At 72.3% G+C, this 13,871-nt stretch carries 17 protein-coding genes; 9 read left to right on the forward strand and 8 right to left on the reverse strand.

The annotated features are described in order from the left end of the window. Nucleotides 1-69: 69 nt before the first annotated feature. From mshD to ACWDUZ_RS28395, 7 genes are all read right to left on the reverse strand, one after another. Entirely contained in the window at nucleotides 70-990 is a 921-nt protein-coding gene (gene mshD / locus ACWDUZ_RS28365) for a mycothiol synthase (RefSeq protein WP_451634636.1), read from the reverse strand. Between the two features lie 51 nt (nucleotides 991-1,041). Beyond that, entirely contained in the window at nucleotides 1,042-2,517 is a 1,476-nt protein-coding gene (locus ACWDUZ_RS28370) for a sensor histidine kinase (protein WP_451634637.1), read from the reverse strand. Next, nucleotides 2,514-3,260, reverse strand: coding sequence for a response regulator transcription factor (locus ACWDUZ_RS28375; protein WP_451634638.1), 747 nt, complete (start codon nucleotides 3,258-3,260; stop codon nucleotides 2,514-2,516). The genes ACWDUZ_RS28370 and ACWDUZ_RS28375 overlap by 4 nt, the downstream gene beginning before the upstream one ends. A 157-nt stretch (nucleotides 3,261-3,417) precedes the next feature. Next, complete coding sequence (locus tag ACWDUZ_RS28380; protein ID WP_451634639.1) at nucleotides 3,418-3,651, reverse strand: hypothetical protein; 234 nt, start codon at nucleotides 3,649-3,651, stop codon at nucleotides 3,418-3,420. 134 nt (nucleotides 3,652-3,785) lie between these two features. Beyond that, nucleotides 3,786-4,826, reverse strand: a complete 1,041-nt coding sequence (locus ACWDUZ_RS28385; RefSeq protein ID WP_451634640.1) for a S1C family serine protease — start codon at nucleotides 4,824-4,826, stop codon at nucleotides 3,786-3,788. Nucleotides 4,827-4,981: 155 nt separating this feature from the next. After that, complete coding sequence (locus tag ACWDUZ_RS28390) at nucleotides 4,982-6,004, reverse strand: LacI family DNA-binding transcriptional regulator (RefSeq protein WP_451634641.1); 1,023 nt, start codon at nucleotides 6,002-6,004, stop codon at nucleotides 4,982-4,984. Nucleotides 6,005-6,225: 221 nt separating this feature from the next. Continuing rightward, nucleotides 6,226-7,017, reverse strand: coding sequence for a response regulator transcription factor (locus ACWDUZ_RS28395; protein ID WP_451634642.1), 792 nt, complete (start codon nucleotides 7,015-7,017; stop codon nucleotides 6,226-6,228). Nucleotides 7,018-7,326: 309 nt separating this feature from the next. Between ACWDUZ_RS28395 and ACWDUZ_RS28400 the strand changes: the two genes are divergently transcribed. The 8 genes from ACWDUZ_RS28400 (at nucleotide 7,327) to ACWDUZ_RS28435 (ending at nucleotide 12,509) form a co-directional block, all read left to right on the forward strand. Next, entirely contained in the window at nucleotides 7,327-8,226 is a 900-nt protein-coding gene (locus tag ACWDUZ_RS28400) for an alpha/beta hydrolase (RefSeq protein ID WP_451634643.1), read from the forward strand. A 42-nt stretch (nucleotides 8,227-8,268) separates the two neighbouring features. After that, the gene (locus ACWDUZ_RS28405; protein ID WP_451634644.1) at nucleotides 8,269-8,523 is read left to right on the forward strand and encodes a MoaD/ThiS family protein; all 255 of its coding nucleotides are present in this window, start codon (nucleotides 8,269-8,271) and stop codon (nucleotides 8,521-8,523) included. A 3-nt stretch (nucleotides 8,524-8,526) separates the two neighbouring features. Then, nucleotides 8,527-9,684 carry a hypothetical protein gene (locus tag ACWDUZ_RS28410; protein WP_451634645.1) on the forward strand — a complete coding sequence of 386 codons (1,158 nt, stop codon included), beginning with the start codon at nucleotides 8,527-8,529 and terminating at the stop codon, nucleotides 9,682-9,684. A gap of 117 nt (nucleotides 9,685-9,801) precedes the next feature. Continuing rightward, the gene (locus ACWDUZ_RS28415) at nucleotides 9,802-10,527 is read left to right on the forward strand and encodes an LmeA family phospholipid-binding protein (protein WP_451634646.1); all 726 of its coding nucleotides are present in this window, start codon (nucleotides 9,802-9,804) and stop codon (nucleotides 10,525-10,527) included. A gap of 175 nt (nucleotides 10,528-10,702) precedes the next feature. Beyond that, nucleotides 10,703-10,783: an Ms5788A family Cys-rich leader peptide gene (locus tag ACWDUZ_RS28420; protein ID WP_350751515.1), complete on the forward strand. Its 81-nt coding sequence runs from the start codon at nucleotides 10,703-10,705 to the stop codon at nucleotides 10,781-10,783. Between the two features lie 150 nt (nucleotides 10,784-10,933). Then, on the forward strand, nucleotides 10,934-11,779 hold the full coding sequence (locus tag ACWDUZ_RS28425; RefSeq protein ID WP_451634647.1) for a sulfurtransferase: 846 nt from the start codon (nucleotides 10,934-10,936) through the stop codon (nucleotides 11,777-11,779). Between the two features lie 38 nt (nucleotides 11,780-11,817). After that, nucleotides 11,818-12,105, forward strand: a complete 288-nt coding sequence (locus ACWDUZ_RS28430; protein WP_100569102.1) for a DUF1416 domain-containing protein — start codon at nucleotides 11,818-11,820, stop codon at nucleotides 12,103-12,105. Nucleotides 12,106-12,251: 146 nt separating this feature from the next. Next, entirely contained in the window at nucleotides 12,252-12,509 is a 258-nt protein-coding gene (locus ACWDUZ_RS28435; protein WP_451634648.1) for a DUF3099 domain-containing protein, read from the forward strand. A 53-nt stretch (nucleotides 12,510-12,562) separates the two neighbouring features. Here the strand turns inward: ACWDUZ_RS28435 and ACWDUZ_RS28440 are convergent, their stop codons facing one another. Continuing rightward, nucleotides 12,563-12,925: a DsrE family protein gene (locus ACWDUZ_RS28440; protein ID WP_451634649.1), complete on the reverse strand. Its 363-nt coding sequence runs from the start codon at nucleotides 12,923-12,925 to the stop codon at nucleotides 12,563-12,565. 167 nt (nucleotides 12,926-13,092) lie between these two features. On the opposite strand from ACWDUZ_RS28440, the gene ACWDUZ_RS28445 reads away from it, so the two are divergent. Beyond that, on the forward strand, nucleotides 13,093-13,767 hold the full coding sequence (locus ACWDUZ_RS28445) for a hypothetical protein (protein ID WP_451634650.1): 675 nt from the start codon (nucleotides 13,093-13,095) through the stop codon (nucleotides 13,765-13,767). The last annotated feature ends 104 nt before the right edge of the window (nucleotides 13,768-13,871 follow it).

The following is a 13,871-nucleotide window of genomic DNA, read 5'->3' on the forward strand; positions in this document are numbered from 1 at the left end:
CACTCCGGGCGCCGGACACCGTCGGGGTGTCCGCGCCCGGCGGCCGCCACGTCTCCGCGCGCCGGGCCGTCAGGTCTCGGTGCGGTACATGAAATCCGTCTCGTACGTCGTGAAGCCGAGCCGTTCATAGACCGTCACCGCCGCCTTGTTGTCGGCGTCGACGTAGAGCATCGCGGTGGGCAGGCCCTGATCGGCCAGGTGACGCAGGCCGATCAGGGTGAGGGCCTTGCCGAGGCCGCCGCCCTGCGCCCCGGGGCGGACCCCGAGGACGTACACCTCGCCGAGCCCCTCGTCCGCGTGGACCTTGGTCCAGTGGAAGCCGACCAGCCGGCCCTCGCGCTCGGCCAGGAAGAACCCGCTCGGGTGGAACCAGGGCTCGGCCATGCGGGCGTCGAGGTCACGCTGGGTGAGGGACCCCTGCTCGGGGTGGTGGGCGAACGCCTCGGCGTTCACGGCGAGCCAGGCGGCGTCGTCCTGGCCGGGGACGAAGGTCCGCACCGTCACCCCCTCCGGCAGCACCGGCTCCGGCAGCTCGGGGCCGGTCAGCGGACGCCGCATCTGCCGCAGTTCCCGGAACAGGGTCAGCCCGAGCACCTGTGACAGGTGCCGGGCGGCGGAGTGACCGCCGTGCGCCCACACCCGCAGCCGCTTGCCGGAGGCGGCCAGCAGCGCCGATCCGAGCGCCCGCCCGTGTCCGCGGCCGCGGTGCGCGGGGTGGACGACCAGCTCGGCGGCGGGCGCCTCCACGGGATCGGTGTCCTCCAGCTGCGCGTAACCGACCAGCTCGCCGTCGACGCTCAGCAGCAGATGGGAGACGCCCTCCCGGGCGCCGCCGCGCAGCTGGAGCCGGCCCTGTTCGGACACCGCCTGCTGCCCGTCGGCACGGGCGGCCTCCGCCAGCAGGCCGAGGACGGCCTCGGCCTGGCCGGGGGAGAGCGCGGGGACGGAGTCCAGGGAGCGGGCGATCGGTGCGGTGTCGTCGCTGGTCATGCGTCCGAGACTACCGACGACCACAGGATCGGGCGGTCGGCTTGCCACGGGTCACCGCGGTTCGGGCTGTTCCGGCAGCTCCGGCAGCCCCGGCGGCGGGGTGGGTGCTCCCGGCAGCCGAACGGTCGCCACCGTGCCGCCGCCCTCGGCCGGGGCGAGGGCCACCTCACCGCCCGCCTGCTGGATCGTGCGGGCGACGATGGACAGGCCCAGGCCCGAGCCGGGCAGCGCGCGGGCGCTCGGGGAGCGCCAGAAGCGGTCGAAGACGTGGGGGAGTTCGTCGGCCGCGATACCGGGGCCGTGGTCGCGGACCGTGAGGACACCGTCGACCAGCAGCACCTCGACCGCGCCGGCCTCGGGGCTGAACTTCACGGCGTTGTCCAGGATGTTGACGATCGCGCGTTCCATGGCCGCCGGTTCCGCCCGCACGTACCAGGGGTCGAGGTCCGCCGTGACGGTCAGTTCGGGGCCGCGCAGCCGGGCGCGGCGCAGCGCCGTGTCCACGGTGTCGTGGAACGCGATCACCTGGACCCGCTCGCCCCGCTGGCTCTCCGAGCGCGACAGCTCCTGGAGGTCGCCGATCAGGGAGGCGAGCTCCGTCATCTGTGCCTTGACCGAGGCCAGCAGTGCCTTGCGGTCGGCCTCCGGCAGCGGGCGGCCGGTCTCCTCGCTGCGGGAGAGCAGCTCGATGTTGGTGCGCAGCGAGGTCAGCGGGGTGCGCAGCTCGTGGCCCGCGTCCGCGATCAGCTGCTGCTGCAGGTCGCGGGAGCTGGCCAGGGCGGACGTCATCGAGTTGAAGGAGCGGGACAGGCGGGCGATCTCGTCCTCGCTGTCGTCCTCCACGGGGATGCGGATGGTCAGGTCCTCGGTGCGGGCCACGTGCTCGACGGCCGCGGTGAGCCGGTCGACGGGCCGCAGACCGGCGCGGGCGACGGCGAGGCCGGCGGCTCCGGATCCGACGACCCCCAGGCCGGAGACGAGCAGGAGCAGCAGGGCCAGGTCGTTGAGGGTCTTCTCGGTGTCCTGCAGGGACAGGCCGAGCATGAAGGCGATGCCCGGGTAGGCCTCGGCGTCGGGGCCGGGGCCCGTCGGGACGGCGAGGGTCATCACCCGCACGTTGTTGCCCTGTTTGTCGGTGGCGGTGTGGAAGGTGCGCTGCCGCACGCTCGGGGCGGCGGCCACCTTCTTGTCCACGTCGCTGACCTTGATCACGCCCTCGGAGCGGGGGTCCACGCAGAACCGGCCCTGCGCCGTCACCAGCTGCACGTAGAGGAACGAGCGCTGCATGTCGCCGGTCGAGTCGTCCGTGGTCTGCGTGCAGTCGGCGGCCAGCGACGACGCCGTGGTGGCGGTCACCCGGCCGTAGCTCCCCAGTCGGGAGTCGACCTCGCTGTACAGGCGTCGCTGCACGACGAACCAGCAGGCGACGGAGACCGCCGCCACCGCGAACGCCACCGCCACCGCCACCAGCAGCGCCAGTCGTGAGCGGATCGGCAGCGAGCGGAACCGGCGCGCGACCCTGCTCACTCCGCGCCGCCCTGCCGCAGGACGTACCCCACCCCGCGCACCGTGTGCACCAGGCGCGGCTCGCCGCCGGCCTCGGTCTTGCGGCGCAGGTACATCACGTAGACGTCGAGCGAGTTCGACGACGGCTCGAAGTCGAAGCCCCAGACCGCCTTCAGGATCTGCTCACGGGTGAGCACCTGACGCGGATGGGCCATGAACATCTCCAGCAGCGTGAACTCGGTGCGGGTGAGCTCCACCTGGCGTCCGCCGCGCGTGACCTCGCGGGTGGCGAGGTCCATGCGCAGGTCGGCGAAGGTGAGCGCGTCGTCCTCGTCCGCCGCGCCCGCCACGGCCGCCGCGTAGGAACTGCGGCGCAGCAGGGCGCGGATACGGGCGAACAGCTCGTCCAGCTCGAACGGCTTGACCAGGTAGTCGTCCGCTCCGGCGTCCAGCCCGGTGACCCGGTCGCCGACCGTGTCGCGCGCCGTCAGCATCAGGATCGGGATGGTGTCGCCCGTCCCGCGGATGCGGCGCGCGGCCGTCAGGCCGTCCATGCGGGGCATCTGGATGTCGAGGACGACCAGGTCCGGTCCGTAGGCGCTCGCCTTCTCCAGGGCGTCCGCGCCGTCGACCGCGACCTCGGTGTCGTAGCCCTCGAAGGCGAGGCTGCGCTGGAGTGCCTCGCGCACCGCCGGCTCGTCGTCGACGATCAGGATGCGCTGGAGGTCGCGGTCGCGGTCACGGTCGCCGTCGAGGGGGCTCATCGGTCGTTGTTCCTCGGGTTTCCTGGGGCCGGTCGGCCTTTCCTGGGGCCGGTCGGCCGGGAGCGGCAGGGACGCTCCCAGCCTCGCACGTTCCGCGCCCACCGGGTGGGGCACGGGGCCTCGCGGCCTGTCACCCCGCCGGGATGTCCCGCGCCCGTCACGCCGCCAGGGCCGTGAGCCGCCTCAGCGGCACCTTGGGGCGGCGCGAGCGCCCGGCGGGGGTGCGCAGTCCCATCAACTGGGGGACGGCGGCGGGGGGCAGCGGGGGCCGGTCGGCGGGGTTGTCCGCCGGGCTGTGGAGCTCCTTGGCCACGGCCAGCGTCAGGGAGACGCCCGCGGGGACGCTCGCGTCGACGGTCTCGGTCCACTCGTGCACGACCTGCTGGATCATGGCGGTACTCCTTGCTGCGAGGTGTTGCGGGGTGCGGGCTGGGGTCTTCCGGTCGGTCCTCGGTGTCGCGGTCGGTGGTTCGGTGGGGGTCGGTGCCGTCGGCTCCGTCGCCGGTGCCGTCGCTTCGGCTCCGGTCAGCTCTGGGTGCCGGCGCGCAGCTCGGCCAGGTCGGCCTTGACGGTGTTGATCGGGATGGCGAAGCCGAGGCCCACGCTGCCCGCGCCGGACGAGTCCGAGGCGGCGGCCGAGTACATCGCCGAGTTGATGCCGATGACGTTGCCGTTCGCGTCGATGAGCGCGCCACCGGAGTTGCCCGGGTTCAGAGAGGCGTCGGTCTGGATCGCCTTGTAGGTGGTCGTGGAGGAGCCGGTGTCGCCGTTGAACTGGCGGCCGCCGAACTCGAACGGCCACCCCTGGCCGTCGCCCTGGCTCTGGTTCTCGTCGGTGGAGACGGTCACGTTCCGGTCGAGGGCGGAGACGATTCCGCTGGTGACGGTGCCGGTCAGGCCTTCGGGGGAGCCGATGGCGACGACCTGGTCGCCGACCGCGACGCCGTCCGAGTTGCCGAGGGTGGCCGGCTTCAGGCCGGTGGCTCCGTCCAGCTCGATCAGGGCCAGGTCCTTGGCGCTGTCGGTGCCGACGACCCGCGCGGTGTAGGTCTTGCCGTCGCTGGTCCGGGCCTTGACCGCGTTCGCTCCGGCTATCACGTGGTTGTTGGTGAGGATCTCGCCGCCGCTGCTGATGATCACGCCGGAGCCGGTGGACGTGCCGCCCGGGAGGGTGGCGGTGATCTCCACGACGCTCGGGCTGACCGCCTTGGCGATCGCCGCGACGTCGCCCCGCCGGCTGGTGGGCACCACGTCGGTGCTGGTGCTGCTCGAGGCCACCGTGTCCTTCCCGGTCAGCTCCTGGAAGGTGAACGCGGTGCCGCCGCCCACGGCCGCGGCGGCGATCGCCACGGCGGCGAGCAGGGCGACCTGACCCTTGGCGCGCTTCTTCGCGGGCTGCGCGGGAGGATACGCCGGGGGGTAGGCCGGAGGATGCGCCGGCGGGGCCGGCCACTCCGGGTTCACCGGATTCACCGGGGAGGCGTGCTGCTGCCGGTACGGGGACGGGTCCTGCCCGTCACCCCGGGGGTCCTCGTAGGCGCCGCTGCGGCGGAAGCTCTCGGTCATGTCATTGAGAGTGTCCCGGGATCATGAGAGCTTCGTGAGTCCCCGCTGAAAAGCCCGACAGAACCGCGTATGCCCGAAATAAGGGCGGCCCGGGAGGGTCGGGGGCCGACGCGGCGGACGGCCCCCGGGATGCGTACCGGAGCCGGTTCCGGGGGCTACACGCAGCCGCAGGACGTCCGGACCACCAGCCGCGACGGGAACACCCTCAGCCGCTCCCGCCGCGACCCGGCGACCCGCAGCCCGTCGTCGAGCACCAGGTCCACGGCCGCCTGGGCCATCGCGGACCGGTCGGAGGCGACCGTGGTCAGCGGCGGATCCGTCAGCGCCGCCTCCTTGATGTCGTCGAACCCGGCCACGGCCAGCTCGCCCGGCACGTCGATGCGCAGTTCCCGCGCGGCCCGCAGCAGGCCGATCGCCTGGTCGTCCGTGGAGCAGAAGATCGCCGGGGGCCGGTCGGGGCCGGAGAGGATCTCCAGGCCGACCCGGTAGGCGTCGTAGCGGTTGTACGGTGCCTCGAACAGCCGTCCCTCGGTCGTCAGGCCCGCCTCGGTCATCGCCCGCCGCCAGCCCTCGACGTGGTCCGAGACGGGGTCGCCCACGGCCGGGGTCTCGGCGGTGCCGCCCACACAGGCGACGTAGTCGTAACCGTGCTCCAGCAGGTGACGTACGGCGAGCTGGGCACCGCCGAGGTCGTCGGTGACCACGGCCACGTCGTCGATGGCCTCGGGCCGCTCGTGCAGCAGCACGACCCGGGCGTCCCAGGCCTCGATCTCGGCGGCGGCCTGGTCGTTCAGCGCATGGCTGACCAGGATCAGGCCGGAGACCCGCATCCCGAGGAAGGCACGCAAGTAGTGGACCTCGCGCTCGGCGACGTAGTCGGTGTTGCCGACCAGGACCATCTTGCCGCGCTCGGCGGCGGCCCACTCGACCGCGTGCGCCATCTCCCCGAAGAAGGGCTGGCGGGCGTCCGGGATGATCAGCCCTATCAGGTCCGTGCGGCGCGAGGCCATCGCCTGGGCGACCCGGTCGGGCCGGTACCCCAGTTCCTTGATCGCGGCGAGCACACGCTCGCGCGTGGCCGGGGCGACCGGCCGGGGTCCGTTGTTGATGACATAGCTGACCACGGCGGTGGAAGTCCCCGCCAGTCTCGCCACGTCGTCCCGAGTCACCTTTGCCACGCGCGGAGTCTACGCGGATGGATCCGTCCGGGGCAGGGCGTATCAAAGCTTGGATGTGCGCCCGCAACGCCCACCACGCCGACGGGCGCGCCCCGGGCCCGGACCCGGGCGCACTCCGGCCGTCCGAAGCGGTCCTTCTGGGGCGCACTCCGCCGTCCGCACGGGCCCGCTCCCGGGCCCGGACGTGCCCGCCCCTCGGGCTCGCACGGGCCCGGCCCAACTCAGGCCTTCGCGCGGGCCTCCGCCCGGACAGCGTCGGCCGCCGAGTCCGCGTCGTCCGCGGCCGGGCCGGCCGTCTCGGCCTTCGCCTTGCTCTTGGCCTCGTCCGCGGCGCGATCGCTCTTCTCGGGGGTGACGAAGCGGTAGCCCACGTTCCGGACGGTGCCGATCAGCGACTCGTGCTCGGGCCCGAGCTTGGCGCGCAGCCGCCGTACATGGACGTCGACGGTCCGGGTGCCGCCGAAGTAGTCGTAGCCCCACACCTCCTGCAGCAGCTGGGCGCGGGTGAACACGCGCCCCGGATGCTGCGCGAGGTACTTCAGCAGCTCGAACTCCTTGAAGGTGAGGTCCAGCACCCGCCCCTTGAGCTTGGCGCTGTACGTCGCCTCGTCCACCGACAGGTCGCCGTTGCGGATCTCCATGGGCGAGTCGTCGCCCACGATCTGCTGGCGGCCCATGGCCAGCCGCAGCCGCGCCTCGACCTCGGCGGGGCCGGCGGTGTCCAGCAGCACGTCGTCGATGCCCCAGTCGGCGGTGACGGCCGCCAGGCCGCCCTCCGTGACGACGAGGATCAGCGGACAGCCGGGGCCGGTGGAGCGCAGCAGCTGGCACAGGCTGCGCACCTGCGGCAGGTCGCGCCGCCCGTCGATCAGGATGACGTCGGCACCCGGGGTGTCCACGAGGGCCGGGCCCTCCGCCGGGGCCACGCGCACGTTGTGCAGCAGCAGGCCGAGGGCGGGGAGCACCTCCGTCGACGGCTGGAGGGCGTTGGTCAGGAGCAGCAGTGAACTCATCGCGCCCCACCTGCCTCGGTCGTATGTTCGTGCACGGTTCGCTCGTCCATGGCGTCTGGTCCTCCTCGGGTCCCGGCGGTGGGGGCACCGCCCACGCGTTGAGCCGTGGGGGAGTTGCGGCACTGCTTCGTCGGTTCGTTCCGTGGTGCGAATCCCGCGCCCCTGGGACCCGCCGTGACCGTGGTGGCCACTGTGCGCTCGACGGCCCGTACACCTGCGGTTTTCCCGCGTCGTATACAACGCTCCCGAAAGCACGAAAGGACCCGGGGGCTTCACTGCCCGAGTCCTCTTCGAAGCAGAATAGCCGACATGAGCTCGGATACGGCAGGTCATGTGGTGCGTTCGACGATCGTCCCGGAGTCCGAGACGCCGCCGCGGACACCCGTCAGGAGGTTCCTGACCACGGCGGACGGGGTCGCGATCGACGCCGTGTACGAACCCGGCGCGGCCGGCGGGCACGGCGCGGACGGGGTGTTCGTGATCGCACACGGTTTCACCGGGGACCTGGGCCGGCCGCACGTGCGCAGGGTGGCGCGGACCCTGGCCCGGTACGGGGCCGTGGTCACGTTCTCCTTCCGCGGCCACGGGTCCTCCGGCGGGCGTTCGACCGTCGGCGACCGGGAGGTGCTGGACCTGGCGGCGGCCGTGGCGTGGGCGCGGAGCCTCGGGCACGCGCGCGTGACGACCGTCGGCTTCTCCATGGGCGGCTCCGTGGTGCTGCGGCACGCGGCGCTGTACGGGCCCCGGTCGGACGCCCGGGAGGCACGGGAGTCCTGGGAGGGCGCCCGGAGGGCACGGGAGGAGGTCCGTGAGGACGCGCGGACGGACGCCGTGGTCTCGGTCAGCGCCCCCGCCCGCTGGTACTACCGGGGCACGGCCCCCATGCGCCGGCTGCACTGGCTCGTCATGCGCCCCGAGGGCCGCCTGCTGAGCCGCTACGGCCTGCGCACCCGTATCCACCACCGCGACTGGGACCCCGTCCCGCTCTCCCCGGTCGAGGCGGTCCCGCTCATCGCTCCCACACCCCTGCTGATCGTGCACGGCGACCGGGACGCCTACTTCCCCCTCGACCACCCCCGGATGCTGGCCGCGGCCGCCGGTGACCACGGCGAACTCTGGCTGGAACCGGGCATGGGCCACGCCGAGAACGCCGCCGCCGACGAGCTGCTGCACCGCATGGCGCGCTGGAGCGTGGCGCGGGCGGGCTAGCCTTTCCCTGTTCATGACCGAGTGACTCGATCGAGGGACAGGATGGCAAAGGTCACGGTGCGCTACTGGGCGGCGGCGAAGGCCGCGGCCGGGGTCGCCGAGGAGCCGTACGAGGCGGAGACACTCGCCGAGGCGCTCGAGGCGGTGCGCGAGCGCCACCCGGGCGAACTCGCCCGCGTCCTGCTGCGCTGCTCGTTCCTCATCGACGGCGACCCCGTGGGAACGCGCGATCACGACACGGTACGGCTGACCGAGGGCGGCACGGTCGAGGTGCTCCCCCCGTTCGCAGGAGGGTGAGCGATGACCGACCGGCCGTACGAGGGGGCCCCCGGGACCCCGTACCAAGGCTTCTACGAGGGCGCGTACGACACCCCGTACGGGGGCCAGTACCAGGGCAGCCACGACCCGTACGCACAGCAGCCCCAGCAGCCTCAGCAGACCCAGCCCCAGCAGTGGCCCGGGCACCAGCAGGCGTACGGCGACCCGCACGCCGATCAGCAGCAGTACACGCAGCAGTGGCAGGGGCAGACGTGGGAGACCCAGACCCATGCCCGGCCCGTCCCCGCGGCAGCCGAGCCGCCCGCGCAGACGGCCTACCTGCCCCCGGTGAACCACCAGCCGACTCCGGCCCCGGCGGCCCCCGCCGCCCCGGAAGGTGCCGAGCCCGCCTACGGTCCCGCGACCCTCGCCGGAAACGCCCGCGTCACCGACGCCCAGCGCGCCCGCGCCGAGGGCCGCTCGCCGATCATCGACCCCGGCATGCAGCCGGCCGCGCTCACGGCGCTGCTGGGGCTGCTGCTGGCCGGCGCGGCCGAGGTCGGCACGTACGCGCTGCTCGTGCCGCTGGTGGTGCTCCAGGCCGTGACCGCGGCCGGCTGGTTCCGGCTGAACGGCATGTGGCCCGCCCGGCAGGGCATCGCCCTCGGATTCATGGGCGCGCTCGCCGCGGACGCGGCGGTGCTGGGCGCGGGCCGCGAGCACGCGCCCGCGGCGATCCTCGGCACGCTCGGGGTGTGGGTCCTGCTCTCCCTGGTCCTCCAGCTGCGCTCCCACGCCGACCCGGACGAACGGATGTACGGCCTGATGGCGACCGTCGCGGCGGCGGCGCTGGCGATCATCGCGACCGGGTACATGGCGGGCGGTGCCGACGCGGTCGCGGTCGGCGCGGTGTCGGTCGCCGTGGCCGTCCTGGCCCGTGCGCTCCCGATGCCGACGGCGGCCTCCGTGGCCGTCTCGCTGCTCGCCGCGGCGGGCACGGGCATCGCCGTCGGCGGCATGACGGACCTGGGCTCGAAGGGCGCGCTGCTGGGCGCGGGCGCGGCGGTGTGCGCCCTGATCGGCCACCGTGCGGCCGCCTACGACTACCCCTCGCGTTTCGTGCACTTCACGGCCGGTGTCGCCCTCCCGCTGACGGCGGCGGCGCCGGTGGTGTGGGTGCTGGGGCGTGCGCTGGGGTGACGCCGGGGCTCTGTCACAGATGATCGACAATCCCCCGTCCGCCCGTCCGGCCGGCGTTACGCTCGCGAAGGGCGGTCGTCCGGCCGTCCCGGGCCGCCGAGGGTGGGGGAACACCGGATGCGCGCGCTGCGGGTACTGCTGATCGTCGTCGTCATCCTCGGCGTGCTGTTCGCGGTGGTCGACCGGGTGGCGGTGCACTTCGCCCAGAGCGAGGCCGCCAACAAGCTGAGGTCCACGGAGCACCTGGCGAGCACCCCGGACGTGTCCATCAACGGCTTCCCGTTCCTCACCCAGCTGGCGAGCGGCGAGCTGGACGACGTCGAGGTCGGCATCAAGGACTACGACGCGGCCACGGGCAACGGCACGCAGAAGATCCGTATCGCCCGCCTCGAGGCCGACATGAAGGGTGTGCGGTTCTCCGGCGACTACAGCTCGGCCACCGCGGACAGCGCCACCGGCACCGCGACCATCGGCTACGACGAACTGCTGAAGACCGCCAAGTCCGAGCCCACCGACGTCGGCCTCGGCATCAAGGCCCAGGTGGTGGGCCTGTCGTACGGAGGCAACGGCAAGGTCAGGGTCGCCGTCAAGTTCTCCCTGCTGCCCAAGCCGATCTCCGTGCTCGGCTCGGTCAGCGTGCGCAACGACAAGCTGCAGGTGCACGCGGACGCCCTGCCGCGGCTCGCGGGTGTGCAGCTGATCGAGAGCCGGTTCCGGTCGATCACCGACTTCCAGCAGGCGATCGACCAGCTGCCCGGCGACATCTCGCTGGACTCGGTGCAGGCGGCCAAGGACGGCGTGGAGATCACGGTGAAGGGGACGAACGTCAAGCTGGCCGGGTGATGTCCGAGTGGCGAGACGGCGTCGTCCGCAGCGCAGATGCGGCGAGGGACGCCGGCCGCCGGGCCCCGCGCCGAAACGGCCCCGCCCCTGCTCGCGTCTCATATTGCGGACGATCGCATCTCATGATGCGACACACCGGTGACATGGCCGCCCGTCCCTCCCTACGATCGAGCACATGAAGCGACAGGCGGATCTCACGAAGCGGCGGGCAGTAGACCTGTGCCGCGTTGCCGCCATGCTCTGTCGCCCCTTCTGAGCGGGAGTCCAGACTCCCGCCTCCGCCGGCCCCGCACCTGATCCGGGGCCGTCTCCGCGCCCCGCACGCCGGCGTGCCACCCGCCGCCGCGCACCGGTGCGCCCCTCGCACTCGCACACCCCGCCGCAACTGCCCCGGAGGAGATTGAGCATGAGCCGCAGCGACGTCCTGGTCGACGCCGACTGGCTTCAGGAGCACCTGGACGACCCGAGCATCGCCATCGTCGAGGTCGACGAGGACACGTCCGCGTACGACAAGAACCACATCAAGAACGCCATCCGGATCGACTGGACCAAGGATCTCCAGGACCCGGTGCGCCGTGACTTCGTCGACCAGGCCGGCTTCGAGAAGCTCCTGTCGGAGAAGGGGATCTCCAACGACCACACGGTGATCCTCTACGGCGGCAACAACAACTGGTTCGCGTCCTACGCCTACTGGTACTTCAAGCTCTACGGCCACGAGAGCGTCAAGCTCCTCGACGGCGGCCGCAAGAAGTGGGAGCTGGACGCCCGCGAGCTGGTCGACGGCACGGACGTCCCCGAGCGCGCGAAGACCGCGTACACGGCCAAGCCGCAGGACGCCTCCATCCGCGCCTTCCGCGACGACGTCGTGAAGGCCATCGGTGCCGAGAACCTGGTCGACGTCCGCTCGCCCGACGAGTTCTCCGGCAAGCTGCTCGCCCCGGCCCACCTGCCGCAGGAGCAGTCGCAGCGTCCTGGTCACGTGCCGACCGCCAAGAACATCCCGTGGTCGAAGAACGCCAACGACGACGGCACCTTCAAGTCGGACGAGGACCTCAAGGCCCTCTACGCCGAGGAGGACGTCGACCTCGCCAAGGACACCATCGCCTACTGCCGCATCGGTGAGCGCTCCGCGCTGACCTGGTTCGTCCTGCACGAGCTGCTGGGCGTCGAGAACGTCAAGAACTACGACGGCTCCTGGACCGAGTACGGCTCCCTGGTGGGCGTGCCGATCGAGCTGGGCTCCGGCAAGTAGACCGCCCCGACCGACCTATCTGACCTCTGGAGAAGCACATGTGTGGAGCGAAGGCCGGCGGCCCCGACGCCTCGACGATCAAGCCCGGTGAGACGACCATCCAGGGCCAGGTGACCCGCGACGGCGAGCCCGTGACCGGCTACGTCCGGCTGCTGGACTCGACCGGCGAGTTCACCGCGGAGGTTCCCACCTCCGCCACCGGCCAGTTCCGGTTCTACGCCGCCGAGGGCACCTGGACCGTGCGCGCCCTCGTTCCCGGCGCCAGCGCCGACCGCACGGTCGTCGCCCAGCAGGGCGGCCTCGCGGAGGTCGCGATCGCGGTCTGAGGTTCTCCGGGTTCCTCGGTTCCCTCAGGTCTTGGGGTTCCCCGGACCTCGGGGGACCGCCGAAGGGCCGCATCTCACGGGTTGGACGCCTGGGGTGCGGCCCTTCGGTATGCCCGTCGGCGTGCGCTTCGGCATACGCTGGAGGTGTGTACGCCCACCGTCGTCACGTGTATTTCGCCTTGATGGGGACCTGCATCGGGTTGTTCGTCCTGGCGTGGGGCGTCGTGCGCATCTGGTCGGTTCCCGCGGCGGTCGGGATGTGCCTGTTCGCCATGGTGATCCCGCCGGTCGCCGCGATCGTCGCCAACCGGCGCGGCCCGGACGACCGCTGGTGGGACGACCCGTCCGGCGACCCGAAGTCCGACGAGTGGTGGGACGAGCTGGACGGCAAGAAACACCACTGAGGCGCTCCGCTCTCCCGGCGCGCCGCGCGGCCCCGTACCCGGGCGCAGGGTCCTCAGTAGACGAGCGCCTGCGTCTCGTCGCCCAGCGCCTCCTGCACGAAGACCTGTGCGCCCGCGATCCGCACGCCGTCGATCACGTTCTTCTCCGTGATGTCCCGGCGGGCCGCACACTGCGTGCACAGGGTGATACGGCCGGCCGCGAGGATCGCGTCGATCAGATCCGGCAGCGGTGCCGCGTGCGGAAGCTCGAACTCGGCGGCGCGGCCCGGCAGCGCGAACCACGACGACTCCCCGGTCAGCCACAGCGAGACGTCGACCCCGCTGGCCACGGCCACGGCCGCCACCGTGAACGCCTGCGAGCACCGCTCGGGCGCGTCCGCCCCAGCCGTCACCTTGATCACGAGCTTCTTCGCCATACCCGAATCGTAATCAACTCCCTTACAACTTCGGTCATCAGCCATGAGTCTCCTGTGGAGCGCGCATACGGAAGGCGCGCTTCAACTTTGTGGGGGATGTCTTGGAAGAACCGGAAAGACCCGAGCAATCACCGCCTCCGCGCCGGCGCGGGCGCACTGTCGCACGGGTGGCCGTGGCCGCTGTGCTGGGGGTGGTCGCCGGCACCTGCACGGGCTACCTCGTGCAGGCCGGCCGCGAGCCCACCCCGCTGCCGCCGCTGTCGCAGCCGGTCGTCGGGCAGGCGAAGGGCGAGGTCGAGCCGCTGTCGGCCGCGCAGGACCGGCGGGTGAAGACGGACGGCGACCTGCGCAAGCTGCTGATCGGCCGGCCGAAGGGGGCCCGGGAGAACCCCTTCGTCACGAGCGGCGACGGCTGGATGACGCTCGCCGCCTACGCGGAGGACTTCAAGAAGCCGGACCAGGCGTTCGCCAACGAGCTGACGTCCCAGTTCCGGCGCGCGGCCAGCGCCTCGTGGCGGACAAGTGACACCCATCTGGTGGAGATCCGCCTCGTGCAGTACCGCCAGGAAGAGGAGCTGGCGGCCGCGGACAACGCCGGGAACGGCATGTACTGGGCCGAACGGGACAACGAGGGCCACAGCTGGGCCGTTCCCGGCACCGGCGACGGCATGGCGTATTCGGACACGGAGCCGTACCGGAAGGCCGGGTACCTCCCGCTGTACTCGGCGGAGGCGCACGCCTGGCGCGGCGACATCGCCATGGAGATCTACATCACCGACACCAAGCCGATCGCCAAGAAGGAGATCATGAGCCTGGCCCAGCGGCAGATGGAGCGGCTGTGAACGAGAACCCGTATCCACGGCCCGAGCAACCGACGGAGTTCGAGCAGCCGGCACAGTCCGAGCAGCTCGCTCAACTCGAGGAGCCGGGACAGTCCGAGCAGCCT

Source organism: Streptomyces sp. NPDC003393 (genome assembly GCF_053589015.1).